Genomic DNA, 26,964 nt, shown 5'->3' with positions numbered 1-26,964 from the left:
CCTCCCCCATCGCGCGTCACCCGGCGCGCGGCGGCCGAATCGGCCGAGCGGCAGGAAAGGCGCGGCCGACGGCAGATCGCCACCGCAGAGCTGCCTGCCATCGAGGACCCGGATCCGGCTCAGGTGACGCTGAAGGTCGTGGCGGGCCATCCCGTCGCCCCGTCCGGCACCGTGTCGGCGACGGTCTCCGTCTGGATGTTGCCGTCGGCGTCGGTGGCCCGGGCCTGTGCGGTGTGGCTGCCCGGTGCGAGGACCACGTCGGCGCGCCACATCCGCCAGGTGTCCCCGCCGACGTCGGCCGCGAGCTCGGCCTCCTGCCACGCACCGCCGTCCACCCGGATCTCGACCTTGCTGATCCCCCTCGGCTGCGACCAGGCGATGCCGGCCAGCGTCACCCTCCCGCCCGGCACGGACGCGGACGAGCGCGGGGCGTCGATCCGCGCCTCGGTCTTGATCGGCCCCAGCTCGGCCCACCCGCGGTCGACCCAGTAGCTGCTCCGGCCGGCGAACGTCGTTGCCTCCATGTCGGTGACCCACTTCGTCGCCGACACATAGCCGTAGAGGCCGGGGACGACCATGCGCACCGGGAAGCCGTGCTCCTGTGGCAGGGCCTCGCCGTTCATGCCGATCGCGAGCAGCGCGCCCCGGCCCTCCTCCAGCAGCACGGACATGGGCGTGCCGACCGTGAAGCCGTCCGTGCTGGTGCTGAGCAGCTGGTCGGCGCCCGGCCGGACGCCCGCCTCCAGCAGGAGGTCACGCAGGTCGACACCGATGAAGTTCGCCGTCGAGATCAGGTCGCCCCCGACCGGGTTCGAGACGCATGTCATCGTGATCGTGCGCTCGACCAGCGGCCGGTCGAGCAGATCCTGGAACCGCAGCGTGAGCTCGTTGGCGACCATCCCGTGGATGCGCATCGACCAGTCCTCGGCGAGCAGCCGCGGGAGCCGCAGCGCCACGTCGATCCGGTAGAAGTCCGCGGGCGCCGTGAGGAAGGTCGGGGTGCCCAGCTGTGGGAAGGCCGCGTCCGGCGGGATCGCGGGAGCGGGCTGGGCCGGCCGGAGCCTCGCGAGTGAAGCGGTGACGGCTTGCCGGGATTCGGCGACACCACGGCCGAGCACCTGGCCACCGATGCCCGCTCCGATCGAGACGGCACCCATGGCGGCGGAGCACCCGATGAGGAGCGCCCGGCGCGACACCCCGGCCGTCGGCCCGGACGAGGCCGGCGGATCGTCGAGCGACAGAGCGAGGTTGTGCAGCAGCCGGAACACACCGACACCGGCGGCCATCGACGCCAGCGGAGCGAGGACGTCGAGCGGGGAGAAGACAGGCGCAGTGACCACGGCGAGGAGCCCGAGCACGCCCAGCACCATGACCACGCGCACACCCGGGGTGCGGCTGCGCCGCGAGATCAGGCCCGCTGCCGCCGCCACGGCCAGCAGGATCACCCCCATGACGCTCAGCAGAACGGCCTTGTCCGAGGTGCCGAAGGCGGTCTTCGCGAACTCGGTGACGGGCTGGGGCGCGTAGCGGATCACCGTGTCCCCGACCGCCAGATATGGGGATGACGTGGGCGAGACGAGGCCGGCCACCAGATGTCCGATGCAGATCGCCGCCGCGACGGCCAGCACGCCGACGAGCACGGAGTAGCCGCGCGGGATACCGGCGCCGGTCGGCCTGGCCGACCGGTGCGGCACCGTGGTCGTCGTGCTCACAAGGGAAGTGTGGCGCTGCGAGCTGGTGGATGGCCCGCCCGAATCATGACGATTCGCGGACGGTCCTGCGGTCACGCAGCTCCACTCAGGACAGCGCGGCGCGGAAGCGCGCCTCCTCGACCCTCCAGAACCCGTGTTCCTTGCCGTCGATCACGATCACCGGCACCCGGTCGCCGTACTCGGCGCACAGCTCCGCGTCGGAGTCGACGTCGACGGCGGCCCAGCTGTGGCCGAGCTCGCCGCAGATCCGGGCCACGTCGGCCTCGGCCGCGGCACAGGCCGTGCACCCCTCCCGCGTGTACAGCACGACCTTCGGCACCGCGGTCCCGTCCGCCGCCGTCACGACTGACCCGCCAGCTGCCGCCTGGCCACCTTGCCGGTGGGGGTCCGCGGAAGCGCGTCGACGAACTCGATGACCGTGGGGACCTTGAACCGGGCCAGGCGCTCGGCGCAGTGGGCGCGCACGTCCTCCTCGGTGAGCTCGGCGCCCTGGGCCAGCACCACGACCGCCTTGACCTCTTCGCCGGTGACGTCGTGCGGCACCCCGACGACCGCGCCCTCCGCCACGCCCGAGAGCTCCTCGAGCACCTGCTCCACCTCGCGCGGGTAGACGTTGAAGCCGTTGACGACCACGACATCGGACGAACGGTCGACGAGGACCAGGTCGCCCTCGGCGTCGAAGAAGCCGACGTCGGCGGTGCGGAACCAGCCCTCCTCGTCCGGGCCACCCGCACCGTCGGGCCAGTACCCGGAGAACAGGTTCGGCCCCCGCACGGCGACCAAACCTGTGTCGTGGGTGTCGAAGTGGTCCAGATCGAGGTCGTCGAGGTCGCCGAGGTCGGGTTCGGGTTCACCGTCGAGCGGCACGCCGTCCTTGTCGACGAGCCGCAGCTCGACGCCGGGCAGCGGGCTCCCCACCGAACCGGGCTTCCCGCCGCCGTCGGCCGCCGTGGTGGTCAGCACGGGCCCTCCCTCGGTGAGGCCGTACCCCTCCACGATCGTCAGGCCGGTGGCCGACCGGAAGTCCGCGAACCACTCGGCGGGCAGCGGCGCGCCGCCCGACGTGCATAGCCGGATGCCGGCGCTGACCGCACGCAGCTCGTCCGGCGGGAGGTCGAGAAGCGCCCGGAACATCGAGGGCACGCCCGCGAGCACGCTCACCCGCTGCTCGACGAGCACGTCGGCGACGTGGTCGGGATCGAACCGCTCGACGAGCACGAGGGTGGCGCCCGCCCAGCAGACCTGCAGGAGGCCCGCGGCCAGTCCGAAGATGTGGAACAGCGGGAGCGAGAGCAGCACGCGGTCCACAGGGATGACCGGTGAGGGCCGCAGCGCGGCAGTCTGCTCCCGGTTTGCGAGCAGCGCGCGGTGCGAGAGCCGGACGCCGCGCGGGCTGCCAGTGGTGCCCGATGTGTAGACGAGGAGGGCGATCTCCTCCCCGTCGCCGCCTGCACCGGCAGCGGGAGCCTCGGCCCGCGCCCCGAGGTCGGGCGGAGCGATCACCGTGGCGCCCGTGGCAGCGGCACAGGTCCGCGCGGTGTCGTCACCCTCCGCAGCCACCACGACGGCAGGTCTGCAGTCGGCGAGCACGATCTCGAGCTCCCTGGCCACGCCGATCGGGCCGAACGGCACGGTCACGGCTCCGGCGCGCAGCGCACCGAGCAGCGCCACGCAGAAACCCGCTTCGTTGCCGAGCCGGACGAGCACCCGATCACCCGCGGCGACCCCGGCATCGCGCAGACGGGCGGCCTCCGCGGATACGGCACCGTCCAACTCGGCCCACGTCATGGTGATTCCGCTGGTCACGTCCACGATCGCGGGGTGCTTGGGCACTCGGGCCGCCGCCCGGGTCACCAGATCGGCGACGTGGGCAGGCGCCCGCTCCTCTCGGCGGTTGGTCGGGCTGTACACGGTTCTCCAGGGGTCGGCGCTGTGGGCGGGGGAGCCTGCGGCGAAGTCTGGCACGAACCGCGCGGCGCGGCCGTGACGACGCTCATCGCAAACGCGCAACCCTTGCCCCTGACCGACACGCAGCGACCAGTGACGCTGACCGCCGGTAGTCGTCCACTCACCGGAACGTAGCCACGGCAAGCGGTGGTGCCTGCTTCGCCCCACTTTGCCGGTCGTATGCTCCGCCGCTACACCCGACTCGACGTTCCGATACTCAGTGATCGCCGCGAGACTCACCCAAGGGAGTGGCATGCGAACCGTTGCCGCCAGCACACCGCGGGGTGTCCCGCGGCGTCCTGTCAGTCACGGCTGCAGGACCAGCCGGGAGTCATGACCCGGTTCTCGCGTCAGCCCCGGTTGCTCCCCACTGAGACCGCCCGTCCCCCGGCGGCTGGAGAGGTAGAAATGCCCCCGACCACCGCTCCCCGCGTCGGCGCGCCCCGCAGGCCGCCGCGCCCTGCTCCCCCTGACGGCCCACCGCTCCCCAGGCAGCGGCCGTACACCTCCGAGCCCGGCTCGGCCGGTGCGCTCCTCGCACCCTCCGGGCACCCCGCTGGCCCCGGCGAGCGCACCGATGGTTCCGACGACACCGACGGCTCGGACCATTCCGTGACCGCGAGCGCGCAGTCAGCGCAGTCAGCCGAGTCCTACGGGCATCCCGACGAGACCGGGGCCTGGGCACTGGTCAAGGCGTCCCAGAACGGCGACATGGTCGCCTTCGGTGAGCTGTTCGACCGGTACTACGAGGTCGTCTTCCGCTACGTCCTCTTCCGGATGGGCGATCGCAGCCTCGCCGAGGACATCACCCAGGAGACGTTCGTCCGGGCCCTGCGCCGCATCAGCTCGGTGAGCTACCAAGGCCGGGACATCGGTGCGTGGTTCGTCACGATCGCCCGCAACCTGATCTTCGATCACGTGAAGTCCAGCCGGTACCGGCTGGAGCAGACCACCAACGAGATCATCGAGCTCTCGCCCAGCACCAGCGGGCCCGAGCAGCAGGTGCTGGACGGCGCCACCAACGACGAGCTGCTGCGCTGCGTCAAGAAGCTCAACCCTGACCAGCAGGAATGCATCCAGCTCCGGTTCCTGCAGGGCCTCTCTGTGGCCGAGACGGCCGAGATCATGGATCGCAACGAAGGGGCCGTGAAAGCGCTCCAGCACCGCGCGGTCCGCAGACTCGCCCAGCTGCTACCGGAAGGCATCCGATGAGTGGGCGCGATATCGCACAAGTCATCCGGGTTGTTACGGGTGCGGCGAATGAACGACTCAATGCGGTGAACGGTCCCGCTCCCGTAACCGGCCGGGCGCGGGCTCGTTGTACAGCTGAACGTCGCGCCACGACGCACCACCACGGCGCGCAGACTGACAGCGCAGGGATGCAGTGAGGACGGCCAACATGCCCGCCGGACAGGGCAAGGACGCAGAGCGGTTCGCCGCCGCCGTGGAGCAGGGGACACCCCCCGGCTTCGCGGGTGACGGCGACCTCGCCCGCGAGCTGGAGATCGTGGCGATGCTGCGATCCCGAGGGGCGGCCTTCGCGCCGGACCCGGACGCCAAGGCGCGCGCGAAGCAGCGGCTCATGGCGGTGCTCGCCGCAGAGCAGGGTGACCGGAGGCCGAGAGGCCCCCAGCCGCCGGTGCCACCACCGTCGGCCGAGGAGCAGACCGCTCCGCTCGGCCGCATCAACGAGCCGTCCTTCCCGGCCCGACAGGAGGGCGTCAACGCCTCCGCCGTCACCAGCAAGCTGCCGGCCTACACCGGGCGCGGCGACGAGGGCGGCGGCACCACGGTCGAGGCGACGACGACCGAGCCCGCAACGACCGAGGGGACGCCACCGACCACACCGGCAGCCCGGCCCGGACGGCACAGCTCGCGGCGCACCGTGAGCAGGCCCGCCGGCCGCACCCGCGGCTCGCGCGGCCCTGCCACCACTCCGGCAGGCAGCGGTCTTCGCCGCAGGGCGGTGTTCGTGGGTTCGGCAGCGCTGGTCATGCTGCTCGCCATCGCAGGCGGCGGCGTCTTCGCCAGCCGCGACGCGCTTCCCGGCGACAACCTCTACGCGCTGAAGCGGGTGGCCGAGTCCGCAGGCCTCGCCCTCACGTTCGACGAATCGGCCAAGGCCCGGCGCCACCTCGACATCGCCACCACCCGGCTCGACGAGGTGCAGAAGCTGGTCGATCGCACTCCACAGGCGCCCGTCGCCCCCGACGTGTACGCGTCGGCGATCCAGGAGTTCGACGCTGCTGCAGGCGAGGGTTCACGACTCCTGCTCAAGGCCGACGAGAGCAGCACCGCCGACACCGCCGCTCTCGGTGACCTGCGGAGCTGGGCTTCCCAAGAGGCGGACCGGCTCACCACGCTGCGACCTGCCCTACCCGACACGGCGGCCGCCGATGCCGAAGGCGCCATCAAGCTGCTCGATCGGCTCGTCGGACGCACAACGGCGCTGACCGCGCGTTCGTCCTGCTCGGAGGTCACCTCCGGCACCGACGACCTCGGTCCGCTGCCCGCCGCGGGCGCGTGCGCCCCACGGCCGCACGACTCGGACGCCCCGGAGACGGACACCACCGGTGGCAACGGGCGCAACCAGACCGATCAGGACCCGTCCTCGACCACCCCGGGCGAGAGCGACGACCCCACCAGCGACGTAACGCAGACGCCCGGGGCCGACGAGCCGCCCTCGCTGCTGCCTGATCTCGATTCCGACGGCAACCTGTTCGACAATGACTCGAACGAGGGGTCGGACGGGGACGACACGTCCACGGCCACACGGTCGCGCAACCCGGAAAGCGGCAACGGCGACGACGATGACAAGCCGGCGCCGCCGGGCATGCCGCGGCTGCTGCCCCCGGTCACGCTGCCCCCGCTGCTTCCGGGCATGCCGGGAATCACCATCGGCTGACCTGCCGAACAACCGGAGACACCCACGAGACCGCCGCGGAGAGACCCTCTGCGGCGGTCTCGTCGTCGGTCCCGCCGCCCGATACGCACTGTCCGACCGGACCCGCCCAGTAGGCTGGGGAGGGACCCGAACCGCACCCGGAGGCCTCGCACGTGGTTGCAGAAGACGAACCCGACGAGCCCCTCTCGCCCATCGGTTCCGGTGAACTGGCTGGTGCCGCTGAGATGGCCGGCGTGCTCGAGGCCGCCCACTCGGCCGATCCCGCGGTGCGCGCAGGCGAGGCGGCGGCTGCGGCCGCTGTTGCGGCAGGCGACGGCCTCCCGCCCGACGTTCCACTCACCGACCTCACCGCGGCCGCGTTCTTCGACGTCGACAACACGATGATGGTCGGCGCATCGATCTTCCATTTCGCGCGCGGGCTCGCCGCTCGGAAGTTCTTCACCACCGCCGACCTCGCCGGTTTCGCGTGGCAGCAGCTCAAGTTCCGGGTGGGCGGCCGCGAGACGGCGTACTCCACCACCACCGGCCGCGACACCGCGCTGTCGTTCGTCGCCGGGCGTGCGGTCTCGGAGATCACCGAGCTGGGCGAGGAGATCTACGACGAACTGATGGCCGACCGGATCTGGGCCGGCACGCGGGCACTGGCCCAGATGCACCTCGACGCCGGACAGCGGGTCTGGCTCGTCACGGCCACACCCGTCGAACTCGCGTTGATTATCGCGCGAAGGCTCGGGCTCACCGGCGCTCTCGGCACGGTGGCCGAGAGCGTCGACGGGATCTACACCGGGCGTCTCGTCGGCGAGATCCTGCACGGTCCGGCGAAGGCGCATGCGGTACGCGCGCTCGCCGTCACGGAAGGTCTCGACCTGCGCCGCTGCACGGCTTACTCCGACTCGGTCAACGACGTGCCGATGCTCTCGGCCGTCGGCACGGCCGTCGCCGTCAACCCCGACTCGGAGCTGCGGGACGTCGCGAAGGAACGTGGCTGGCAGATCCGCGACTTCCGTACGGGCCGCAAGGCAGCGCGCATCGGTGTGCCGTCGGTGATCGGTGTCGGTGCCATCGCCGGGGCCGTGGCGGCGGGTCTCGCGGCCCGCAAGCGCTGATCCCTAGTGTCGTTTCCTCGGCACTAGCCGAGGAAGGCGTTGCGGCGCTGGCTCAGGAGCCGGTAGAGGGTGTGCTGGATCGTCTCGCGCACCTGGTCGGTCAGGTTGAACACCGTCATCGGATCGTCGGCATCAGCGGGATCGATCGTGTCGGTCGGGATCGGCTCGCCGAACTCGATGTACCACTTCGACGGGAGCGGGATCAGGCCGAGCGGGCCGAGCAGCGGGAAGAGCGGCGTCACCGGGAAGTACGGAGCTCCGAAAAGCCGGGCCAGCGGCTTCACGTCGCCGATCTTGGGGTAGATCTCCTCGGCGCCGACGATCGAGCACGGCACGATCGGCACGCCTGTGCGGAGCGCGGCCGACACGAAGCCGCCGCGGCCGAACCGCTGCAGCTTGTACCTGTCCCGGAACGGCTTGCCGATGCCCTTGAAGCCCTCCGGCCACACACCGACGAGCTCGCCCGAGGACATCAGACGCTCCGCGTCCGGCGAGCACGCCAGGGTGCTGCCCTGCTTGCGGGCGAGCGATCCGGCCACGGGAAACCGGAACATCAGATCTGCGCCCAGCATCCGCAGGTGGCGGCGGGCCGGGTGGTCGTCGTGCAGGGCCACAGCCGTCATCAGCGCGTCGAGCGGCAACGTGCCCGAGTGGTTGGCCACCACCAGCGCACCACCGATGTCCGGCACGTTCCGCATGCCGATCGTCTCCACGCGGAACCACTTCTGGTACAGCGGCCGCAAGGCAGGGAGCAACAGGTTGTCGGTGAGGTCGGCGTCGAAGCCGAAGTCGTCGACCGCGTAGTCACCGGAGAGCCGGCGCCGGAGGAACGCGAGCGTCTCGCCGAGCGCCTCCTCCCAGGCTGCCAGTTCGGGCTCGGCGTCCGGCTCGCGCGGCAGACCGAGATCCGCGTCGTCATCCGCAGCGGCGGCGGAACGACCGCTGGACTCGCCGGGGCGCCACCGCGGAATCACCTCGTCGTCGGTGGCGTGCAGCGGGATGATGCGGGCCTCGGACACGGCTCCCTCCCCTGCGGATGCCTTGGCGCGAGTACCCGGCGGCGGAAATCCCTCACGCCGGGCCGACCTGCGCCGCTGTGTCATCGCTATGTCCTCGCTCATCGCACTCCCTCGCTGCGCTCGGTCGGCGCTGCGCGCAGGCGCTGTGACACTGATTCGCTCGCACGCTCCCTCATCGCACTCCCCCACCACGCCCGCTCCCTCATCGCAGAGTCCTCGCAGCGGCGAGTACCCGTCGCTCGAGCGCCTCGACCTGCTTCGGACCCAGCACGGGGCGGAGCGCGCGACCACGCACGTAGTCGTCGAAGGCCTGGCCAGTGGTCCAGCGCGGGCTGAACCCGAACTGGTGCTTGAGCCTGCTGTTGTCGACCACGCGGCCGAAGTTCAGCAGCCGCATCTGCTCCGGTGAGAAGTCGACCAGCCGCGCGCTGCGGAAGACACGGCTGACGGGCCCGACCGCGGGGCTCGGAACGGGGACGGGGATGCGGCCGGCCCTGCGGATGGCCTGCGACAACAGCAGCACGCCGTCGGCGGCCACGTTGAAGACGCCGGGGATGTCCTCGCTGGCCGCTCGTTCGAGCACGGCGAGAGCGTCCTCTTCGTGGAGCAGCTGTACCCGCGCGTCGTAGCCGAGAACGGTGGGGACGGCGGGCAGCGAGAAGTAGCGGGTGAACACGGTGTCGATGCGGGGCCCGATGAAGTTGGTGAACCGCAGGACAGTGACCGACACGTCAGGACGGCGACGAGCGAACCCACGCAGATAGCCCTCGATCTCCGCGGCGTCCTTCGCGTAGCCGCCGGACGGGAGGTCCTTCGGCGTCATCGACTCGTCGAAGATCGCGGGGTCGCGCGGGCTCGAGCCGTACACGGCGGTGGTGGACTTGAGCACCATCCGCTGCACCGTGGGCGCCTTCTGGCACGCAGCGAGAAGCTGCATCGTGCCGATGACGTTCATCTCCTTCATCGTCGTGCGGCCGCCGGACGAGCCGGGGTTGGCCGAGAGCGATGCGTGGACGACGGTGTCGACCGAGGCTTGGGAGATGACCTTCGAGATCAGCGGGTTACGGATGTCGGCGCGTACGAACTCGGCACGCCCCATCCGGCGCAGCAGATCTCGCGGGGGCGGCACGGTATCGACGGCGAGAACCCGCTCGATAGCGGGGTTGGCCGCGAGACGGGCGGCAAGGTGACCACCCAGAAAACGGCTGACCCCGGTGACGAGCACGACGGATGGCGTCATCGGCTCTACCCCAGGCTTGCGATCGGATGCATCGAGTGACCGATGCTAGACCCCCGGGGGCTCCAAAGGGCGCGAGGTGAGCGGGCACACCGGTGCGGGCGACAATCGCACCACCAGCGGGTGAACCGCGGCGCGGCCGGCGACACATGCGCCGGCCGCTGCGATCACTTGCCGAGCTTGCGACGCTGCACGCGGGTCTTGCGCAGAAGCTTGCGGTGCTTCTTCTTCGACATCCGCTTGCGGCGCTTCTTGATGACTGAACCCATGCGTGGCGACCCTTCCTGGTCGTGGCGCGGCCCGAGAAGGGCCACTGATGTGTGCGGTGTGCCCGGACGGCTACCGCGCGACGGGCGCGCGTCTGGCCGGGCGATGACCGGGCGCCCACTCTACCGGGCAGTTGACACCGCTTTGCGCCCGCCAGCCGTACGTCAGCTCTACTGCGTCCTCAACCCGCGTCGAAGTACGCGGTGCGGAGGTACTCCTCGACCGCGCGCTTGGGCACCCGGAACGAGCGGCCGACACGTGCGGCAGGCAGGTCCCCACCGTGCACCAGGCGGTACACCGTCATCTTCGAGACCCGCATCATCGCCGCGACCTCGGCCACCGTCAGGAATTGCACCTGCGCGAGGTGGATCTCAGGGGGCTCGGACGGCATCCGATCACCGCTTTCGTGGTCGCACCGGACGTCCCCGGCTGCGGCCGGGTACGGCTCCAGATGTTCCCCGTGAGCTTAGCGGTGCCCTTGTGACGGCTTCGACACCCCCAGGGCACTCCGGGGCGGAATTCAGCCCCGCGTCAGGGTGACCTCACTAGGCCGTTCGGGCCTAGTGCCCGTCCGAAGGGTCAGCACCGCCCGGCCGCAGCCCCACGGAGGGATGATCAGCCTTGCTCCGCCGCCCTGCCCAGCTCGACCGACCGGTCGCGCGCCGCCTCGATCGCCGCGATGAGCGCCGCCCGCACCCCGTGCCGCTCGAGCTCCCGGATGGCCGCGATCGTCGTGCCTGCCGGTGAGGTGACGGCCTCGCGGAGGATCACCGGGTGGTCGTCGGACTCGCGCAGCATGCGGGCTGCCCCGAACGCCGACTGGATGATCAGGTCGGCCGCCACCGCCCTTGGCAGGCCGAGCAGGATCCCGGCGTCGATCATCGCCTCGACGAGGAAGAAGAAGTACGCAGGCCCGGAGCCGGACAGCGCCGTGACGGCATCCTGCTGCGACTCCGGCACGCGAACGACCCTTCCCACGGACGTGAGCAGCTTCTCCACCGTGGCGAGGTGGTGGTCGGCCGCGTGGCTGCCCGGGGAGATGGCGCTCATCGCCTCGCCCACCAGCATCGGCGTGTTCGGCATGACCCGGACGACAGGGGTGCCTGCCGGCAGCGCGCCTTCGAAGAGCCCGGTCGGCAGCCCCGCGCACAGCGAGACCACCAGCGTGCCGGGTCGCAGAGCAGGCCTCAACTCGGCGAGGACGGGCGCGATGTCCTGGGGTTTGACGGCCACGACGATGATGTCGGCGATCTCGGCGGCGGCCGCCACGTCGGCGGCGGGTACTCCGAGACGCGCGGTCAGCTCTTCGGCCCGCTCCGGGTGTCGCTCGGTGAACACGAGTTGGTCGGCGCCGTGGCCGGCGGCGAGCAAGCCTGCCAGCAGCGCTTCTCCGATCTTCCCCGCTCCGAGCACCGCGATCCGTGTCATGCACGTGACGGTAGCCCGCGCCGCGCGCACGCCCTCGTCGGCCGCTCCCGGTCAGCGCGCTAGCGGAGCGAGAGCCAGTTGTCTCGCCTGGCAGACGAGCCGGCCCGCCGAGTCGATCACGATGACGTCCTCGTCGAACCAGGGGCCGACAACGGCGCTCGACCGCCCCTCCATACGCAGCCACCCCGGGGCGGGACGGGCCCGCAGGAGGGCCGTGAGCTGCACCGTGGGCGCCCAGCCCGACTCGCCCAGGTTGAACACCGATGGCGGCAGGATGTCGCCGGCCAGGAGGGCGAAAAGGACGTCCGTCGGCTCCCCGTGAGGACGGGCCCAGCCGCGGAGCACCGGCCGGCCCCGCTGCCCGCGGAGGTACGCGAGCGTGGGGGTGTCGAGCCGCAGATCGCATGCATGGTGGAGGGAGCTCGACGCGGCCCCCGCGCTCGGGTCGGTGGCGTCAGCAGGCGGTTCGGCGGGCAGGTCGGGCAGGTCGGCCCAGCGCGGTTCGTCGTCGGGAAGCCGGCCTGCGGTCAGCGTGGCCGCCAGCATCGTTTTGCCGTCCTGGATCATCCGGACCGCCACCACCGACGCGGTGCGGCCCACCTTGAGCACCTCGGTGCTCAGTTCCACGGGGCTGAGATCGGGAGCGCGCAGGAAGTCCGCCGACACCGACAGTGGGTCGGGGGCCGCTCCGGGCGTCTCCGCATCGAGCCGGGCCAACCCGGCCTTCGCGAGCAGTGCGAGCAGGAAGCCACCGTGCGCCTTGGGGCCGAAGGACCAGTCTCGTCCGAGCTCCGCCTTGTACCGGCCGTCGCCGAGAGGTTCGAGGGCCGTGGCCGCACTGAACGGCATGGCCGCCGAGCGGACGTCGGCACCGGCCGTCACCGCCCACCGCCACCGCGGAGAGGATGTCGATCGCGAAGATGCACTTACCAGGACTATCACCGCGAGGGCACCCGACCCCAGCGGTTGCGATGTGACGTTGTCTACCAGCCGGTGTGCGCGGCCTTCTTCGCCAGCGTGGCGCCGGCCGTGGGCTGCAGGTGCAGCCGCGCGAACAACAATGACTCGGCCAGCAGCTCCGTGCGGTCCTCGCGCGTGCGGCAACGCCTCGTGCTGACCTCGACGACGACCACACCGCCGAACCCGCTCGCGGTGAGCCGCTCGCAGACCTCGGCGCAGGGCTGGGTGCCCCGTCCCGGCACCAGATGCTCGTCGCGGGCGCTCCCGCTGCCGTCGGCCAGGTGGACGTGGGTGAGCGCGCTGCCCATCCGCTCCAGCATGGCGAGCGCGTCGGACCCCGCGGCCGCGGTGTGCGACAGATCGAGCGTGTAGTGCGCGTACCCGACGTCGGTGGGGTCGTAGCCCGGGCTGTAGGGCACCGTGCGCACGGTGGAACGCATGACCGGGTACATGTTCTCCACCGCGAGTGCGACGCCGACATGCTCGCCGGCGCGTGCCACCTCGTCGGCGAACTGAGCCACGTACTTGCGCTGCCAGCGAAACGGCGGGTGAACGACCACCGTGCGCGCCCCGAGAGTGGCTGCGGCCGCCACGGACCGACGGATGCGGACGATCGGGTCGGAGTGCCACACGCGCTGTGAGATGGCCAGGCAGGGCGAGTGCACGGCCAGCACCGGCACGCCGTGGCGCTCGGCGAGCCGGTCGATCGCGGCGACGTCCTGGCTCACCGGGTCGGTCCAGACCATCAGCTCGACGCCGTCGTATCCGAGTTCCGCGGCCAACTCGAACGCCGCCGCCGCCCGCTCGGGGTAGACAGAGGCGCTGGAGAGGGCAACGGGCGCAGCAGGCCGGACCTCGGACTGCACGGGTGTCATCTCCCGAGGAGTACGAGGAGCGCCGGTGAGACGGTGAGGAGCAGGCCCACCAGAACTGCGAACAGGGTGGTGCGCATGTCGTTGTTGCGCAGCAGGGCCCGCACGATCACGACCAGACCGGCGGTGACCAGCACCGCCGCCGCGAGCGCCACCACGGGGAGGCCGCGCCACAGGAAGCGGAAGCCGACCCAGAGGGCCGCACCGCCGATCGCGCCGACGATCCACTGAGCGACCACGGCGGCCCAGACCTGGCCCGCGGAGTCGGCCAGGTTGGGCAGGCGCTGCCGCCGCCCGGCCCGCTCGCCGGCACCGTCCGGCTCGCCGTCCTGGTCGTCGTCGAGGTCGTCCTCCAGCTCACCGTGGTAGTCCGCGTCGCCGTCGAAGTCCTCGCGATCGGTGCGACCGAGGCCGGCCGGGTGGTCGAAGTCCAGCGGCGCGGCTGCCTCGGTGGGCGGCCCGCCGTCGTCGGCGGGGGCCCCGCGCCGCTCGAGCGTGCGGTCGTGGTGCCACGCCTCCGCACCCGCGGGGGCGATCCCGATCTCGGTGGCCGGCCCGGAGTCGCCCTCGGCGCCGAACTCCGGCCGAGCACCGGGACGGGGCGGCGCGCCGCGGCCGGGTGCCGGGGCGTCCAGCACACCGGAGCGGGCATCCCGGACCGGTGCGATCAGCTCGGTGGGACGTTCGCGCACCACCGGCGCAGGCCGATCGCGGACGACCGGCGGGGCCTGGCGTGGCTCGGAGTCACGGTCGACGCGGGGCGGCGGCAGTGGATCACGCTGCCGGGGCTCCCATGTCACGCCCTCGCGCGGACGGCTGTCGCGCTGGGGCTCGCGTGGCGGGAACTCCCGCGCCAGTGGATCGCGCGACCCGGGCTGGCGCGGAGCGGCTTCCGGCTGACGGGGCTCGCGCGGCGGCAACGGGTCCAGGCCGAGCGGATCGCGCGGCTGCGGTTCGCGCACGCGTGCCTGCGGCCCCGGAGACTGTGCCTCCCAGGGCTGCGGCTCACGCGGCCGAGACTCCCACGGCGGTGTGTCGCGCTTGATCGACTCCCAGGGCGGTGCCTCCCGCATCCGCGGCTGCTGCGGCTCGCGCGGCTGCGGCTTCTGGGGCTGCGCGTCCCGGGTGCGGGACTCCCACGACTCGCGCGGCAACGGCTCCCGCGGCTGCGGCTCCCAGGACGGAGCGTCCCGTGAGCTCGACTCCCACGGCGGCGCCTCGCGCGCCCGCCGCTCACGCGGCTCCTGCTCCGACTCCCACGGCTGTGGCTCCCGCTCCGGCTTCCGCAGCGGCGGCGACTGGGCCGGTGGCACGCGCTCGCGCAGCATGGACCGGTCGGGCTCGGCCGTGGGTTGCCACTGCGGCCCGAACGTCCCGGTCACATGGCCGGGCGGCGGCGCGTCGTCCTCACCCGGCACGTCGTCGGCAGCCCGCCGGCGACGGCGACGGCCGGTCGCACCGGAATCGCCATGCGCTGCAAGCAGCTCGGCGACAGTGCGCTGACGCGGGTGGTCGGTATCGGAACTCATCCAGTACACCGTGCCTCGTACGAGGTCAAGCATCCAAGTCCACTCAGGGCGTCCTGCGCCGAGCGGTCTGTTTGGGCCATTCCATCGAGCGTGTCCAGCCTTCTGAGGATCACCCCTTCGCGTAACGCCCAGGGGCAGAGCTCGAGCTGGACCACATCCAGAGCCCGCATCGCGGCCTCCGCGACCAGCGCCCCCGCGACGAGTTGGTGGGCCCGGCTGGGGCTCACGCCGTCGAGCTCGGAGAGGTCGCCGGACGACATCCGCGTGATGAACGCGGACAGCTGGCGCAGCCCGACGTGGGTGAGCACCCGGCGCGCTCGCGGGCCTGCCCCCGAGGGCGCGGCGCCGGTGAGCCGGGCCAGCGAACGGAACGTCTTGGACGTGCCGACCGCGAGATCGGGGGCGCCGGCGACGCGCAGGCTGCGGGCCACGGGCGCGAGCTGATCGTCGAGGTGCTCGCGCAGCCGGTCGATCTCGGTACGCGGTGGTGGGTCACTGCGGAACCACTCGCGCGTGAGCCGCCCGGCGCCCAGCGGCAGCGACTCGGCGACAGCGGGCAGCTCGTCGAGCCCCGCTGCGAGCTCCAGCGAGCCGCCTCCGATGTCGAGCACGAGCAGCCGCCCGGCCGACCAGCCGTACCAGCGGCGGACCGCGAGGAAGGTGTAGCGGGCCTCGTCGGGGCCCGGGAGGATCTCCAGCGCCACCCCTGTGCGTTCGCGCACCTCGGCCAGCACCGCCACGGAGTTCGTGGCGTCGCGCAGGGCGGAGGTGGCGAACGCGAGCAGGTCGGCGCACCCCGCCTCCGCCGCAGTGGCACGTGCTCGCTGCACGGCCCGGACGAGCGCCTGCGCACCGGTCAAGGTCAGCGCCCCCGACGGATCGAGATGCTCGGCGAGCCGTAGCTCGACCTTGTCGGACATCATCGGCGTCGGGTGCCCACCGCGGTGAGCGTCCACCACAAGGAGGTGGACGGTGTTGGAACCGACGTCGAGCACACCAAGGCGCACGTGATCAGGCTACTGCGCGCCCGTGACATGCCCGTGACCGATCCCGTAACAATCAGCGACGGACCATCACGTACTGCCACTGTCCACCGGCCGCCCGAACGCCCGGTTATGCGTCTGACGTCGGGTTTCGATCGACCCGCGCGTTGATCGCTGCGCGCGTCGGGTGCTGACATCGCCGGTTCGTGGGGACAGGATGGTGGTCATGGCTGAGGGGCCCGAGATGGACGACCACGACAGGACAGCTGCGGCACAGGCAGGGGGCGACCTCGCACGGCTCATCGCAAGCCGGGCCGAGTACACGGCATCGACGAGCCCGAGCGCGGCCACGGCCCCCGCCTACTCCGAGAACGTGCACCTGGAACTGCCCTTCGGTGGCCTGCCCGGCGGAAAGAACCTGGCCGCCATCGGGCGCGCCAACTGATGGCATCACCGCTCGACATCAAGCTGATCCTCTGCGACGCCGCTGTAGCGGACCATTCCGGGAAGCTGCACATGCTCGGCGCGGGCTGGTCGGTCACCAGTTCACCGACGGCTCCACAGGCCGTGGCGCTGTTGATCAAAATTCCGTGGGATCGCGCGAACCAGAGGCTGCGCCTCGAACTGAAGCTGCTCGATCCCGACGGCCACCAGGTCACTCTGCCGGGAATGGACGGCAATCAGCTGGCGATCGGACATGCGGGCGAGATCGAGGCCGGCCGGCCACCGGGGGTCGCCGCGGGCAGCATGCTGGACGCCGTGCTGGCGATCTCCATTCCACCGATGCCGTTGCCACCCGGCCGCTACGAATGGCGGCTCGAGCTCGCCGAGCACACGGTGAGCGAATCGTTCACGGTGCGCCGCAAGTAGCCGGGCCACCGAACCCGGAAAATCGGAACTGCAACCCGATGTGCCGGTCGGGCCATGCCGTGGCGCCGGATCGAATGCGGCCCGACGCCTGCGTGAGCTTGGATACAGCCACTGTGGCCCGGCCGAAGGTCGGCTGATACTCGATCCCGGCCCATGACAGGGAGCGCATCCGAGAATCTCGGACATCTGCGTGTATCGCGAGAAGGCACGGACTTCGGCGTGTTCTGCGCGCTGCACCGGTTCCGGGAGGAACAGGACACAGCAATGAGCGATGACCCGAGAGAGCACCTCGAGAACCGGGGCCACGGGCCGCTCCACGCTCCCCGGCCGGCATGACCGCGGTCGCCACCAGGGCGCCCTCGCGCGGCCGGATCGCGGTCGCAAGCTGTATCGGCACGGCGATCGAGTTCTACGACTTCTACATCTACGGAACCGCGGCCGCGCTGGTGTTCGGCACGCTCTTCTTCCCGTCGTTCTCCGCGACGGCCGGCACGCTGGCCGCGCTGGCCACGTTCGCAGTGGGATTCATCGCCCGTCCGCTCGGCGCGGTGATCTTCGGCCATTTCGGCGACCGGCTGGGTCGCAAGCGGATGCTGATCGTCTCGTTGCTGCTGATGGGGCTGTCGACGGTGCTGATCGGCTGCGTGCCCTCCTACGCCTCGATCGGCGTGGCGGCGCCGGTTCTGCTGGCGGTCCTGCGTTTCCTGCAAGGCATCGGACTGGGCGGCGAATGGGGTGGCGCTGTGCTTCTGGCCACCGAGTACGCCCCGTCGCGCAGCCGGGGCTTGTACTCCGCATATCCGCAGATCGGCCCAGCGATCGGGCTCGTGCTCGGGAACGTGTTGTACCTGGTGATGGGCTCGGTCATGAGCCCGTCGGCGTTCACCTCGTGGGGCTGGCGCATTCCGTTCTGGGCCTCGGCCGTGCTTCTCGTCATCGGTTACTACATCCGGATCCGAATTGCCGAGACGCCGGTTTTCCGCGCGGCGCTGGACGCCGGCCAGCGGGTTCGCGTGCCATTCGTCGAGGTGTGGCGGCGCCAGCCGGGAGTGCTCGTGCTGGCCACGCTGGGGTTCGTGCTGGCGATCATGCTGTTCTACGTCATCACGACGTTCTGCCTGTCCTACGCCACAGGAACTCTGCACATCGACAAGACCACGATGCTGATCGAGGAGATCGTGGCGGCACCGGTGATGGCCGCATCGACGCTCGGATTCGCGGCGCTCTCGGACCGGGTCGGAAGGCGCCCGGTGTGCATCGCGGCGGCGGTGCTGTCCGCGGTGTGGGCCTTCCCGCTCTTCTGGCTGATGCAGACCCACCGGCCACTGCTGATCGGGGTCGCGATGGTCGTCGGGCTGCTCTGCTTCGGCCTGATCTACGGGCCGCTCGGCGCCTGGTGTCCCGAACTGTTCCGCGTGCGCTACCGCTACACGGGCGCCTCGTTCGTCTACGGCGTGGCAGGGATCGTCGGCGGCGGCATCAGCCCCCTGGTGGCCACCGACATACTCGCCGGCACCCACTCCACGACCGGGATCTCCTGGTACATCATCGGGATCGCGGTGCTCTCCCTGGTGTGCCTGCCGTTCCTGGCCGAGACCCGCACCGCCGACTACAGCGACGGCCTCCTCGCGCGGGAACACCGAGATGCGCCGGCCCTCGCACGGGGGCAGCTGGGCTTCCGGGGCCGCACAGCGTGAGGCCACCGGCAGGGTCGGCATGACGCCTGCCGGTGGGAGATCGCGTGTCAGCTCTCGAACGGGCAGCTGTCCCGCTTCTCGGCGAGAGTGCTTGATCCGCGATGATCATTCTCCGAGGCGGAGGAGATCGCAGCATGACGAATCTTGAAAGCACCGGTCAGCCCACAACGGGCCTCGCCGACCAGCTCGCGGATCGCGAGGAGCGAGTGGAGCACGCACGCACAGAGTTCAGCGCCAACGTGGCCAAAGCGCTGGCGGACATCGCAGTGAGCTTCGACGAACTCGACGAGTTGAGCATGAATCTGCAGATCGTCCAGTACGACGAAGACAGCACGGCCGGTAGCGACATTCGCCAACACCTGTACGACGCAGAGCGCTCTCTGCGAGCCGCGCAGGCACTACATCGTCTCGTGGTGGTCCCACGTCTGGCCGAAACCGACTGATCGTGCCTTCATGACACCCCCGGGAGCCTCACCCGAGGCCCCGGGGGTGATCATTCGAGCTTTCAGCTCTCGAACTTGTAGCCCAGCCCCCGCACGGTGACCAGGTGCTTGGGCGCGGACGGGTCGGCCTCGACCTTCGACCGCAGCCGCTTGACGTGGACGTCGAGGGTCTTGGTGTCGCCGACGTAGTCGGCTCCCCACACGCGGTCGATCAGCTGGCCGCGGGTGAGCACCCGGCCCACGTTGCGCAGCAGGTACTCGAGCAGGTCGAACTCCTTGAGCGGCAACGCCACGTCGTCGCCGTTGACCGACACGACGTGCCGCTCGACGTCCATCCGCACCGGGCCGGCCTCCAGCACGCCGGGCAGCCCGTCGGTCTCGGTGACGCCGTCGCCGCCGCGGCGCAGGACGGCGCGGACGCGCGCGATGAGCTCGCGGGCCGAGTACGGCTTGGTGACGTAGTCGTCGGCGCCGAGCTCGAGCCCGACGACCTTGTCGATCTCGCTGTCGCGGGCCGTCACCATGATCACCGGCACGGTGGAACGGGAGCGCAGCGCCTTGCAGACATCGGTGCCGCTCATGCCGGGGAGCATCAGGTCGAGCAGCACGATGTCGGCGCCGTTGCGGTCGAACTCCTCGAGCGCGTCCTGTCCCGTGGCTGCCACGGCGGTGGTGAAACCCTCCTTGCGGAGGAGGAACGCGAGGGGGTCCGCGAAGGACTCCTCGTCCTCCACGATGAGCACTCTGGTCATGGGTTCCTCCCAGCTCACCCGACTCGATCGGGTAGTTCTGGCCGCCGGACGAGGTCGGCCGGGGCGCTGCCGGCGCTGTCCGCGCCGGACTCGTCGTCAGGCTCCGCGTGGGCCGGCAGCCGCATGGTGAATGTCGATCCAGTGCCCGGGCTACTCCAGAGCCGGACTTCGCCGCCGTGGTTGGCGAGGACGTGCTTGACGATCGCGAGACCGAGCCCGGTGCCCCCGGTGGCGCGTGACCGCGCCGGGTCGACCCGGAAGAACCGCTCGAAGACCCGCTTCTGGTGCTCGGGGGCGATGCCGATGCCGCGGTCGGTGACGGCGATCTCCACCCATTCACCCGCGCGGCGCCGTGAGACCGACACCGACGCCTCGGGCGGCGAGTACGCGATCGCGTTCTCGACGAGGTTGGACAGGGCGGTGACCAGCAAGGTCAGGTCGCCCTCGACCTCCAGGCCGGTCGGGCTGTCCACGATGATCTCGATATGCGCGGACTCGGCGGAGAGCCGCGAGCGGGCGAGCGCCTCGCGCACCACCTCGTCGACGTCGACGACGCCCATCTCGGGCAGCCGCTCGGCCCCGGTGAGACGGGAGAGCGCGATCAGCTCCGTGACGAGGTTGCCCAGCCGCGTGGCCTCGTTGAGGATCTTGGTGCCGAAACGGCGCACCTCGACCGGGTCGTCGGCCGCGTCGAGCACGGCCTCGGCCAGCAGCCCGACCGCCCCAACCGGCGTCTTGAGCTCGTGGCTCACGTTGGCCACGAAGTCGCGCCGGGTGGCCTCCAGCCGCACGGCGTCGGACGTGTCACCCGCCTCCACCATGGTGAAGCCCTCGCCGAGAGGACGGACGTGAGCCAGCACTGCGGCGGGCTGGCGTCCGCGGTGGTCGAGCGGTGACAGGTCGACGGCGATCGACGCCCCGGACTCCAGCACCTGCTGGCAGACGGCGGCGGCGCGGGAGTCGGGACGACCGAGACGGACGACCCCGAGTTCTACGGCGCGTGCGTTGTGCAGCACCACCTCACCGCCACGGTTCAGCACCACCAGGCCCTCGTCGGCCGAGCGGAACACCCGCTGGAGGAGGTCCGCCATGGGCGGGCCGGGGGAGGGTGCAACGCCGGCCGGGGTGGCGACAGCCCGACGACGAGCCAGCCAGGCCCCGACTACGAGGCCGAGCACGAGCGCGCCGACGGCGATCGCCACGCACACCAGCGGGTTCACAGACCGCATCGTAGGCAGCACGGCAACGGTCAGGGCCAGTTCATGTGCAGGTCGTGATCCTGATGACGTCGCAGAACGCCAGATTTCGACCGCAGTTCACAGCGCGTTCACCCAGCCAGGAATCGGCACAGGGCGGCCGCGAACGGACAGGCCTCAGCGCCCCTGCGCCGCCACCGCCGCGGCGGCCGTGAGGGCGGCCTCGGGATCCAGGTACGTACCGCCGGGCTCCGTGGGCCGCAGGTCGTCGTCGAGCTCGTAGCGCAGCGGGATGCCCGTGGGGATGTTCAGACCCACGATGTCGCTGTCGGAGATCCCGTCGAGGTGCTTGACCAGCGCGCGCAGCGAGTTGCCGTGCGCGGCGAGCAGCACGACCTTGCCGGCCCGCAGGTCGGGCACGACCGCCGACTCCCAGTACGGCAGGAAGCGCTCGACCACGTCGGCGAGGCACTCCGTGCGCGGAACCTCGATGTCGTGGTAGCGGGCGTCGCCGTCCTGGCTGAACTCGGAGCCGAGCTCGATGGGGGGCGGCGGGACGTCGTAGGAGCGCCGCCACTCCATGAACTGCTCCTCGCCGAACTCCTCCAGCGTCTGCTTCTTGTTCTTGCCTTGCAGCGCGCCGTAGTGCCGCTCGTTGAGACGCCAGTCGCGGCGAACGGGGATCCAGTGCCGGTCGCACGCGTCGAGGGCGAGGTTCGCCGTGGAGATCGCCCGGCGGAGCACGGAGGTGTGGACGACGTCGGGCAGCAGATCCGCCTCGCGCAGCAGCTCACCGCCGCGGCGGGCCTCCTGCTCTCCCGTCTCGGACAGCGGCACGTCCACCCACCCGGTGAACAGGTTCTCGGCGTTCCAGACGCTCTGGCCGTGTCGCAGCAGCACCAGTGTTCCCATGGCGGCAACTCTGCCAGGCGCAGGGCGACACCGGCTCATGCGTCGACCGTCAGGCTCCGGAGTGCGGTGTCGAGCACGGGTTCATAGGTCTCCCAGGAGTCCGCCAGCGACGTGCCCGTCGCCACGATCGCGGAGCCGTCGTGCACGGCGAACAGCTGCTCGTTGCGCAGTTCGAGCCCTGACCCGGGGTCGACGAACGTCCCGCCGAGCAGGTGTGCAGGCGTGCCGTCGCGCAGCACGAGCGACTCGTCGGTTGTGGACGCGTAGCCGTCGAGGCTCGTCAGCTCCTGCCGGGCGCCGGTGACGGCGGTGGACAGGTCCATCGGTGACGGGACGACGAGCACGTTGATGTTGGCACTGAACCCTCGTGCCTCGGTGGCCGCCGACCGGGGTTCCAGGAACAGCGCCGCCGTCCCCTGCTCCCCGCTGTCGTCGATCACCCACTTGGCAGGCGGGATGAGCGTGAAGCGGCCCTTCGCGTCGTTGAAGGGCTTGCCCGACGACGCCGAGGCCGGGGCGGCGGACGACGAGCCGCTCGCCCGCGCGGGAGCGGCGACGCCCGCAACAGTGGTCGAGCAACCGGCGAGCGCCATTCCCGCCACCAGCACCAGCGCCAGGCCGCAGCGTGTGCCCCACATACCGCCCCCTTCCGACCGAGGGGCACATGATCACCCATGGCCGGACGGACAGGATCAGTGGCTACGAAACACCCGGGCCAGGACAGGGGTGCTCGACCTTCCCCGCGGCCTCGCCCGAGCGCTCGATGATGCTCTCCAACAACGCCTTACCCCGGTGCTCCACCGTGAGCCCGCCGAGCACGGCGGTACAGATCTCCCGCAGCTGCGACACCTGCTCCGGCGTCAGGCGGTCGAACATGAGCTCGCGCACGGTCCGGACGTGGCCCGGCGCGGCCTCGGCCAACGCCGCGAAGCCCTCGTCGGTGAGCTGGGCGAGTGTGCTGCGCCGATCGTCGAGGCAGGGCACCCGGCGGATCCAGCCGTTGCCCTCGAGCCGGGCCACGGCATGGGAGAGCCTGCTCTGCGAGCTCTGCGTGACGGCGGCGAGGTCGCTCATCCGCAGCGTCCGCCGCGGAGAGTCCGAGAGCATGGCCAGGATCTGGTAGTAGGCGTGCGACATCGACGCCTCGCGCTGCAGCTGCCGATCCAGCGCGGCCTCCAGAAGTGTGGTCGTGGCCACGTAGGACAACCACGTCTGCAGCTCATCGGGCGTCAGCCAGCGCTCCTCGTCACCATCCACAGCCTCAGGGTACCTAGAAGTTGAACCCTCACATTTTCTGACGTACCGTCGTGTTCGACACAGACTCGTCGGAGGACCGGATGCCCGTCCAACGTCTCAACCACGCCGTGCTCTACGTCCGCAACCTCGACCGGAGCGTGGCCTTCTATACAGAGGCACTCGGTTTCCGGGTCGTTCACAACATGCCGGGGCGCGCGAGCTTCCTGCAGGCAGAGGGGTCGACGAACGACCACGATCTCGGCCTCTTCGTGATCGGGAGTTCCGCCGGGGCGTCACAGGCCGGCCGCAGCACGGTGGGGCTCTACCACCTCGCCTGGGAAGTCGACACGCTCACCGAGCTCAAGCGCATCGCGGCCGTGCTCACTGATCACGGCTCACTCGTAGGAGCCTCCGACCACGGCACCACCAAGGCCCTGTACGCCCACGACCCCGACGGCCTCGAGTTCGAGGTCAGCTGGCTCGTACCGGCCCACCTGCTCACCGGCGACGAGACGATCGGGACCCTCGCGCTGGACATCGACGCCGAGATCGAGCGATACGGCGCCGACACCCAGGGCGGCATCGGCGTCTCGGTCACCGCGAGCTGAACGCGCGCTAGGAGCGCCCGGGCTCAGACCCCTCCACCCATGCGGTAGCCCTCCCGCGCGGAGAAGCGCGCGGTCACGCTGAACCGGTCGGCACGCACGAGCGTCTGCCGCCACTCGACGGGCAGCTCGCCCGCGCAGCCGAGCCGGTCGATCGCGAAAGCCGCCACGCCGGCGCCGATGCCGAGCAGTTCGCGCTCGGCCTCGTTGGGCACCACGGCCCGCACCCGCTCGCTGCCGCCCGTCACGCGCACGCCGCACCGGGCTGCGTACACCGTGTAGAGCGCGGTGCGGCTGAAGTCGACGTCCAGCAGTGGCGCAGCGAGCCGCTCGGGCAGCCAGACGCGGTCGACCGCGAGAGGGTCGGCATCGGCGAAGCGCAGCCGCTCGAGGTGCACGAGCGGCGTCGACTCCTCCAGCCCGAGCCGGGCCGCGACCACGCCGTCGGCGCGGACGTCGAGGGTGCGCACGACGCTGCGCTGCACCTGACCGGTGGCCTCCACCGCCGAGAACAGGCTGAAGATCTCACCGAGCGGCTGCTCGATCTCCGCGGGCTCGGCCCTGCGCGGAGTGCGGCCGCGACCGGCGATGACCAGGCCCTCGTCCCGCAGCCGCCGCACCGCCTCGCGCACGGTGTGGCGGCTGACGCCGTACTCGGCCACCAGAGCGAGCTCGCCGGGGAAGGCCACGCCGAACTCGTCGCGCTCCAGTCGGCGACGCAGGTCGGCCAGCAGCTGAGCCCACAGGGGCTCGCCGGCGAGGCGGTCGAGCGTGCGCGCCGTCATGTCGTCCTCCTGGTTGCGGACGGCGGGCAGGTGTTGCGGCGCGCGGCATGTTGGTAGGTGCTCATCACAGTGGTCTCCGTACGCCCGAGGTCAGCCTGCAGCCGAGCGGAGGCGACCGGTGAGCCCGTGCAGCGCTTCACGCAGCTCGACGCTCTCGGCGCGGCTGAGCCCGGTGGCCTCCCCCACGCGCTTCTGCGTGCTGATGACATCGCGCTCCAACGCACTGCCCGCGGGCGTCAATGTCACCAGAACGGAACGATGGTCGTCGACCTGGCGGTTGCGGCGCACGAGCCCGAGCGTCTCCAGCCTGCGCAGGAGCGGAGAGAGCGTGCCCGTCTCCAGTTGCAGGGCCTGCCCGATCCCCGTGACGGTGGCGTCCCCTCGCTCCCAGAGCACGAGCATTACCAGGTACTGCGGGTAGGTCAGCCCGATCGCGTCCAGCAGGGGGCGGTAGTAGCCGGTCATCGCCCGGGACGCGGCGTAGATGGCGAAGCACAGCTGCTCGTCGATCGGTGAGGACCGTATCTGTGCCTGCTGCGCCATACGTCCCACCGTATGTTGCCGCGCCCGGCTCCGGCACCCCGCACCCGCCCGAGTGACGCGATTCGGGCTGGTGTCGAGGAAACGAGGTCGCCTTACCCGCCTCCGACGACAGCGGAGCCCAGGCGGCGCCTCGCGGCGTTGTCGTCGGCGCCGATACAACAGCGGTATCGGCCCCTCCTCCGCCTTGCGATTGCCCGGGTGCGGGTGTCCCGCAGGGACACTGCACCTGGGTCACCGGATCCGGGCAAGGAACCCCGTTTCCGCGACACTAGTGGCGGCCCAGCAGGCTGTCGGAGACGTTCTGCAGGTGCTGGCGCATGCAGTCGCGGGCACCGGTGGGATCGCGGTCGCGAAGCGCCTCGACGATCGCGGCGTGCTCCTCGTGGTAGCGCAGCCGCCGCTCGGGGCTGGAGGTGCGCCGCTTGAGGCTGCCCCACACCGGCAGGCTGCGCGCGGTGTTCATCACGTCGAACATGCTGATCAGCAGGCCGTTGTGCACGGCGAGCGCGATGGCCCGATGGAGCCGGGCGTCCCAGGCCTCGAAGTCCTCGAAACCCTCGCTGCCCTCACCGCCGTGGAGGCACTCGGCGATCCGGTCGAGATCGGCCTGGGTGGCCACCCGGGCGGCCAGCTCCGCAACCGGCGGTTCGATCAGCAGCCGCACCTGCATGATCTCGGCCGGACTGGTGTCGGGCGGTGCACCGTCGGCAGGCGGAAGCGCCGCCTCGGTGAGGAACGTGCCCCGTCCGACGTGGCGGATCACCACCCCGTCGCGTTCCAGGACCTCGAGCGCACGGCGGATCGCGCTGCGCGGCGCGGACAGCCGCTCCACCAGGTCGCGCTCGGTGGGGAGCTTCGAGCCGGGGCCGAGCGTGCCGCTCTGTGTGCCCTGCTCCAGCAGCGCACGCAGGGACCTCTCCACCGCCAGCACGGTCGTACCCTACCGCACGCTGAACCAATCGTGACCAATTTGCCGTCGCCGATCGTTCGCCTGCGTGCTATCGACAGCAGAGCCGGGACACCGTACGGTCGATCAGGTTCTGATTGGTTCAATTGGTTGAGATTGGTGTGAGAGATGAAGCTGGTGACCTTCTCCGCCGGGGCCGCGCCGAGAGTCGGCGTGGTCAGCGCCGACGGGGACGCGGTCCACGACGTCCAGGAGTTGCTCCCGCCCGGAGCCGGTGTCCTCGACGTGATCGGCGCGTGGGACGCGCTCGGCCCGCTCCTGCATGAGCGGTCGGCCGAGCTGACCTCGGTGCCGCTGGCATCCGTCCAGCTGCTGGCCCCGATCCCCGAACCGCGGCGCAACATCTGGTGCGTCGGCAAAAACTATGTCGAGCATGCTGCTGAGTTCGGGCGCAGCGGCTACGACACCCCGAGCCGCTCCGAGGCCGTCCCGGACAAGCCGATCATGTTCACGAAGGCCACCACGGCCGTGACCGGTCCGGGCGCGCTCGTGGACCCCGGCCCCACCACCGAGCTCGACTACGAGGGCGAGCTCACCGTCATCATCGGCAAGGGCGGCCGCGGGATCTCCCGCGAGGACGCCTACAGCCACGTGTGGGGCTACACGATCATCAACGACGTCACGGCGCGGGACGTGCAGCGCGACCACAAGCAGTGGCTGCTCGGCAAGTCGTTCGACACCCACTGCCCGATGGGGCCCTACGCCGTCACGGCCGACGAGATCGGCGACGTCACCGCGCTCGAGCTGGAGACCACGGTCAACGGGGAGCGTCGCCAGTTCGCGCCGCTCAAGGACCTGATCTTCGACGTGCCCGAGTTGATCGCCACGATCTCGGCCGGCACCACGCTGCTGCCCGGAGACCTCATCGCCACGGGCACGCCCGCCGGGGTCGGCCTCGGTTTCGACCCGCCGCGATTCCTCACCAGCGGCGACGTAGTCGAGATCACGATCACCGGCCTGGGCACGCTGTCCAACCGTATCCGCTGAGAGAGG

General features: G+C 71.0%; 29 protein-coding genes. 9 read left to right on the top strand and 20 right to left on the bottom strand.

The genetic code is table 11. The annotated features are described in order from the left end of the window. Positions 1-119: 119 nt before the first annotated feature. The 3 genes from MMF94_RS28400 to MMF94_RS28390 form a co-directional block, all read right to left on the bottom strand. Positions 120-1,712, bottom strand: a complete 1,593-nt coding sequence (locus tag MMF94_RS28400; RefSeq protein WP_338104375.1) for a molybdopterin-dependent oxidoreductase — start codon at positions 1,710-1,712, stop codon at positions 120-122. An 85-nt stretch (positions 1,713-1,797) separates the two neighbouring features. Continuing rightward, on the bottom strand, positions 1,798-2,055 hold the full coding sequence (locus MMF94_RS28395; protein ID WP_379660299.1) for a glutaredoxin family protein: 258 nt from the start codon (positions 2,053-2,055) through the stop codon (positions 1,798-1,800). After that, positions 2,052-3,623, bottom strand: a complete 1,572-nt coding sequence (locus MMF94_RS28390) for an AMP-binding protein (RefSeq protein ID WP_241040275.1) — start codon at positions 3,621-3,623, stop codon at positions 2,052-2,054. The genes MMF94_RS28395 and MMF94_RS28390 overlap by 4 nt, the downstream gene beginning before the upstream one ends. 444 nt (positions 3,624-4,067) lie before the next feature. Between MMF94_RS28390 and MMF94_RS28385 the strand changes: the two genes are divergently transcribed. The 3 genes from MMF94_RS28385 (at position 4,068) to MMF94_RS28375 (ending at position 7,670) form a co-directional block, all read left to right on the top strand. Next, positions 4,068-4,871, top strand: coding sequence for a sigma-70 family RNA polymerase sigma factor (locus MMF94_RS28385; RefSeq protein WP_241040274.1), 804 nt, complete (start codon positions 4,068-4,070; stop codon positions 4,869-4,871). Between the two features lie 187 nt (positions 4,872-5,058). Beyond that, positions 5,059-6,564: a DUF5667 domain-containing protein gene (locus MMF94_RS28380; protein WP_241040273.1), complete on the top strand. Its 1,506-nt coding sequence runs from the start codon at positions 5,059-5,061 to the stop codon at positions 6,562-6,564. Positions 6,565-6,788: 224 nt separating this feature from the next. Further along, positions 6,789-7,670 carry an HAD family hydrolase gene (locus MMF94_RS28375; RefSeq protein ID WP_241040342.1) on the top strand — a complete coding sequence of 294 codons (882 nt, stop codon included), beginning with the start codon at positions 6,789-6,791 and terminating at the stop codon, positions 7,668-7,670. 23 nt (positions 7,671-7,693) lie between these two features. Here MMF94_RS28375 and MMF94_RS28370 read toward each other — a convergent pair whose 3' ends face one another. The 9 genes from MMF94_RS28370 to MMF94_RS28330 form a co-directional block, all read right to left on the bottom strand. After that, positions 7,694-8,689 carry a lysophospholipid acyltransferase family protein gene (locus MMF94_RS28370; RefSeq protein ID WP_241040272.1) on the bottom strand — a complete coding sequence of 332 codons (996 nt, stop codon included), beginning with the start codon at positions 8,687-8,689 and terminating at the stop codon, positions 7,694-7,696. A 202-nt stretch (positions 8,690-8,891) separates the two neighbouring features. Then, entirely contained in the window at positions 8,892-9,929 is a 1,038-nt protein-coding gene (locus MMF94_RS28365) for an NAD-dependent epimerase/dehydratase family protein (RefSeq protein ID WP_241040271.1), read from the bottom strand. 164 nt (positions 9,930-10,093) lie between these two features. Then, positions 10,094-10,195: a 30S ribosomal protein bS22 gene (locus MMF94_RS28360; protein ID WP_010241351.1), complete on the bottom strand. Its 102-nt coding sequence runs from the start codon at positions 10,193-10,195 to the stop codon at positions 10,094-10,096. A 179-nt stretch (positions 10,196-10,374) separates the two neighbouring features. Then, positions 10,375-10,584: a helix-turn-helix domain-containing protein gene (locus MMF94_RS28355; protein WP_169399268.1), complete on the bottom strand. Its 210-nt coding sequence runs from the start codon at positions 10,582-10,584 to the stop codon at positions 10,375-10,377. Positions 10,585-10,808: 224 nt separating this feature from the next. Beyond that, positions 10,809-11,621, bottom strand: coding sequence for a pyrroline-5-carboxylate reductase (gene proC, locus MMF94_RS28350; RefSeq protein WP_241040270.1), 813 nt, complete (start codon positions 11,619-11,621; stop codon positions 10,809-10,811). Positions 11,622-11,672: 51 nt separating this feature from the next. Continuing rightward, positions 11,673-12,470 (bottom strand): thioesterase family protein, encoded by a 798-nt coding sequence (locus tag MMF94_RS28345; protein ID WP_241040341.1) that lies wholly within the window; start codon positions 12,468-12,470, stop codon positions 11,673-11,675. A 134-nt stretch (positions 12,471-12,604) separates the two neighbouring features. Further along, positions 12,605-13,456, bottom strand: a complete 852-nt coding sequence (locus MMF94_RS28340) for a sugar phosphate isomerase/epimerase family protein (protein ID WP_241040269.1) — start codon at positions 13,454-13,456, stop codon at positions 12,605-12,607. Continuing rightward, positions 13,453-14,982, bottom strand: a complete 1,530-nt coding sequence (locus MMF94_RS28335) for a hypothetical protein (RefSeq protein WP_241040268.1) — start codon at positions 14,980-14,982, stop codon at positions 13,453-13,455. Before MMF94_RS28335 ends, MMF94_RS28340 begins: the two co-directional genes overlap by 4 nt. Next, the gene (locus tag MMF94_RS28330) at positions 14,979-15,989 is read right to left on the bottom strand and encodes a Ppx/GppA family phosphatase (protein WP_241040267.1); all 1,011 of its coding nucleotides are present in this window, start codon (positions 15,987-15,989) and stop codon (positions 14,979-14,981) included. Before MMF94_RS28330 ends, MMF94_RS28335 begins: the two co-directional genes overlap by 4 nt. Positions 15,990-16,191: 202 nt before the next feature. Here MMF94_RS28330 and MMF94_RS28325 point away from each other — a divergent pair, with 202 nt between their 5' ends. From MMF94_RS28325 to MMF94_RS28310, 4 genes are all read left to right on the top strand, one after another. Beyond that, positions 16,192-16,410 (top strand): hypothetical protein, encoded by a 219-nt coding sequence (locus MMF94_RS28325; RefSeq protein ID WP_241040266.1) that lies wholly within the window; start codon positions 16,192-16,194, stop codon positions 16,408-16,410. Then, complete coding sequence (locus tag MMF94_RS28320) at positions 16,410-16,835, top strand: DUF6941 family protein (RefSeq protein WP_379660300.1); 426 nt, start codon at positions 16,410-16,412, stop codon at positions 16,833-16,835. The genes MMF94_RS28325 and MMF94_RS28320 overlap by 1 nt, the downstream gene beginning before the upstream one ends. A 332-nt stretch (positions 16,836-17,167) precedes the next feature. After that, positions 17,168-18,532 (top strand): MFS transporter, encoded by a 1,365-nt coding sequence (locus MMF94_RS28315; protein ID WP_241040264.1) that lies wholly within the window; start codon positions 17,168-17,170, stop codon positions 18,530-18,532. Between the two features lie 134 nt (positions 18,533-18,666). Further along, a complete protein-coding gene (locus tag MMF94_RS28310) occupies positions 18,667-18,975 on the top strand; it encodes a hypothetical protein (protein WP_241040263.1) in 309 nt (102 codons plus the stop codon). Between the two features lie 62 nt (positions 18,976-19,037). Here MMF94_RS28310 and MMF94_RS28305 read toward each other — a convergent pair whose 3' ends face one another. From MMF94_RS28305 to MMF94_RS28285, 5 genes are all read right to left on the bottom strand, one after another. Then, positions 19,038-19,727 (bottom strand): response regulator transcription factor, encoded by a 690-nt coding sequence (locus tag MMF94_RS28305; protein WP_241040262.1) that lies wholly within the window; start codon positions 19,725-19,727, stop codon positions 19,038-19,040. A gap of 14 nt (positions 19,728-19,741) precedes the next feature. Further along, positions 19,742-20,947, bottom strand: a complete 1,206-nt coding sequence (locus MMF94_RS28300; RefSeq protein WP_277398844.1) for an ATP-binding protein — start codon at positions 20,945-20,947, stop codon at positions 19,742-19,744. Between the two features lie 153 nt (positions 20,948-21,100). Continuing rightward, entirely contained in the window at positions 21,101-21,835 is a 735-nt protein-coding gene (locus MMF94_RS28295) for a phosphoglyceromutase (protein WP_241040260.1), read from the bottom strand. 35 nt (positions 21,836-21,870) lie between these two features. Then, a complete protein-coding gene (locus MMF94_RS28290; protein WP_241040259.1) occupies positions 21,871-22,473 on the bottom strand; it encodes a hypothetical protein in 603 nt (200 codons plus the stop codon). 61 nt (positions 22,474-22,534) lie between these two features. Then, positions 22,535-23,092 carry a MarR family winged helix-turn-helix transcriptional regulator gene (locus tag MMF94_RS28285; protein ID WP_241040258.1) on the bottom strand — a complete coding sequence of 186 codons (558 nt, stop codon included), beginning with the start codon at positions 23,090-23,092 and terminating at the stop codon, positions 22,535-22,537. Between the two features lie 80 nt (positions 23,093-23,172). Here MMF94_RS28285 and MMF94_RS28280 point away from each other — a divergent pair, with 80 nt between their 5' ends. Continuing rightward, positions 23,173-23,679 carry a VOC family protein gene (locus MMF94_RS28280; RefSeq protein ID WP_241040257.1) on the top strand — a complete coding sequence of 169 codons (507 nt, stop codon included), beginning with the start codon at positions 23,173-23,175 and terminating at the stop codon, positions 23,677-23,679. Between the two features lie 23 nt (positions 23,680-23,702). On the opposite strand, the gene MMF94_RS28275 is transcribed toward MMF94_RS28280, so the two are convergent. From MMF94_RS28275 to MMF94_RS28265, 3 genes are all read right to left on the bottom strand, one after another. Beyond that, entirely contained in the window at positions 23,703-24,461 is a 759-nt protein-coding gene (locus MMF94_RS28275; RefSeq protein WP_241040256.1) for a GntR family transcriptional regulator, read from the bottom strand. Positions 24,462-24,551: 90 nt separating this feature from the next. After that, complete coding sequence (locus tag MMF94_RS28270; RefSeq protein ID WP_241040255.1) at positions 24,552-25,004, bottom strand: MarR family winged helix-turn-helix transcriptional regulator; 453 nt, start codon at positions 25,002-25,004, stop codon at positions 24,552-24,554. A 268-nt stretch (positions 25,005-25,272) separates the two neighbouring features. Then, a complete protein-coding gene (locus MMF94_RS28265; RefSeq protein ID WP_241040254.1) occupies positions 25,273-25,935 on the bottom strand; it encodes a FadR/GntR family transcriptional regulator in 663 nt (220 codons plus the stop codon). Between the two features lie 144 nt (positions 25,936-26,079). On the opposite strand from MMF94_RS28265, the gene MMF94_RS28260 reads away from it, so the two are divergent. Further along, positions 26,080-26,958: a fumarylacetoacetate hydrolase family protein gene (locus tag MMF94_RS28260; RefSeq protein WP_241040253.1), complete on the top strand. Its 879-nt coding sequence runs from the start codon at positions 26,080-26,082 to the stop codon at positions 26,956-26,958. Positions 26,959-26,964: the final 6 nt, after the last annotated feature.

This window comes from Pseudonocardia alaniniphila (assembly GCF_022524485.1).
GTDB classification, from domain to species: Bacteria; Actinomycetota; Actinomycetes; order Mycobacteriales; family Pseudonocardiaceae; genus Pseudonocardia; species Pseudonocardia alaniniphila.
The sequence above is the reverse complement of the archived record's forward strand: the minus strand, read 5'-3'. Positions and strand labels throughout refer to the sequence as shown.

Excerpts from the sequence above, each read along its gene's own strand:
- MMF94_RS28325 (WP_241040266.1), top strand. The coding sequence starts at position 16,192 with ATGGCTGAGGGGCCCGAGATGGACGACCACGACAGGACAGCTGCGGCA.
- proC (WP_241040270.1), bottom strand. The coding sequence starts at position 11,621 with ATGACACGGATCGCGGTGCTCGGAGCGGGGAAGATCGGAGAAGCGCTG.
- MMF94_RS28360 (WP_010241351.1), bottom strand. The coding sequence starts at position 10,195 with ATGGGTTCAGTCATCAAGAAGCGCCGCAAGCGGATGTCGAAGAAGAAG.
- MMF94_RS28340 (WP_241040269.1), bottom strand. The coding sequence starts at position 13,456 with ATGACACCCGTGCAGTCCGAGGTCCGGCCTGCTGCGCCCGTTGCCCTC.
- MMF94_RS28320 (WP_379660300.1), top strand. The coding sequence starts at position 16,410 with ATGGCATCACCGCTCGACATCAAGCTGATCCTCTGCGACGCCGCTGTA.
- MMF94_RS28305 (WP_241040262.1), bottom strand. The coding sequence starts at position 19,727 with ATGACCAGAGTGCTCATCGTGGAGGACGAGGAGTCCTTCGCGGACCCC.
- MMF94_RS28260 (WP_241040253.1), top strand. The coding sequence starts at position 26,080 with ATGAAGCTGGTGACCTTCTCCGCCGGGGCCGCGCCGAGAGTCGGCGTG.
- MMF94_RS28385 (WP_241040274.1), top strand. The coding sequence starts at position 4,068 with ATGCCCCCGACCACCGCTCCCCGCGTCGGCGCGCCCCGCAGGCCGCCG.
- MMF94_RS28310 (WP_241040263.1), top strand. The coding sequence starts at position 18,667 with ATGACGAATCTTGAAAGCACCGGTCAGCCCACAACGGGCCTCGCCGAC.
- MMF94_RS28280 (WP_241040257.1), top strand. The coding sequence starts at position 23,173 with ATGCCCGTCCAACGTCTCAACCACGCCGTGCTCTACGTCCGCAACCTC.
- MMF94_RS28335 (WP_241040268.1), bottom strand. The coding sequence starts at position 14,982 with ATGAGTTCCGATACCGACCACCCGCGTCAGCGCACTGTCGCCGAGCTG.
- MMF94_RS28275 (WP_241040256.1), bottom strand. The coding sequence starts at position 24,461 with ATGACGGCGCGCACGCTCGACCGCCTCGCCGGCGAGCCCCTGTGGGCT.
- MMF94_RS28375 (WP_241040342.1), top strand. The coding sequence starts at position 6,789 with ATGGCCGGCGTGCTCGAGGCCGCCCACTCGGCCGATCCCGCGGTGCGC.
- MMF94_RS28365 (WP_241040271.1), bottom strand. The coding sequence starts at position 9,929 with ATGACGCCATCCGTCGTGCTCGTCACCGGGGTCAGCCGTTTTCTGGGT.
- MMF94_RS28355 (WP_169399268.1), bottom strand. The coding sequence starts at position 10,584 with ATGCCGTCCGAGCCCCCTGAGATCCACCTCGCGCAGGTGCAATTCCTG.
- MMF94_RS28380 (WP_241040273.1), top strand. The coding sequence starts at position 5,059 with ATGCCCGCCGGACAGGGCAAGGACGCAGAGCGGTTCGCCGCCGCCGTG.
- MMF94_RS28290 (WP_241040259.1), bottom strand. The coding sequence starts at position 22,473 with ATGTGGGGCACACGCTGCGGCCTGGCGCTGGTGCTGGTGGCGGGAATG.
- MMF94_RS28295 (WP_241040260.1), bottom strand. The coding sequence starts at position 21,835 with ATGGGAACACTGGTGCTGCTGCGACACGGCCAGAGCGTCTGGAACGCC.
- MMF94_RS28315 (WP_241040264.1), top strand. The coding sequence starts at position 17,168 with ATGACCGCGGTCGCCACCAGGGCGCCCTCGCGCGGCCGGATCGCGGTC.
- MMF94_RS28345 (WP_241040341.1), bottom strand. The coding sequence starts at position 12,470 with ATGCCGTTCAGTGCGGCCACGGCCCTCGAACCTCTCGGCGACGGCCGG.
- MMF94_RS28270 (WP_241040255.1), bottom strand. The coding sequence starts at position 25,004 with ATGGCGCAGCAGGCACAGATACGGTCCTCACCGATCGACGAGCAGCTG.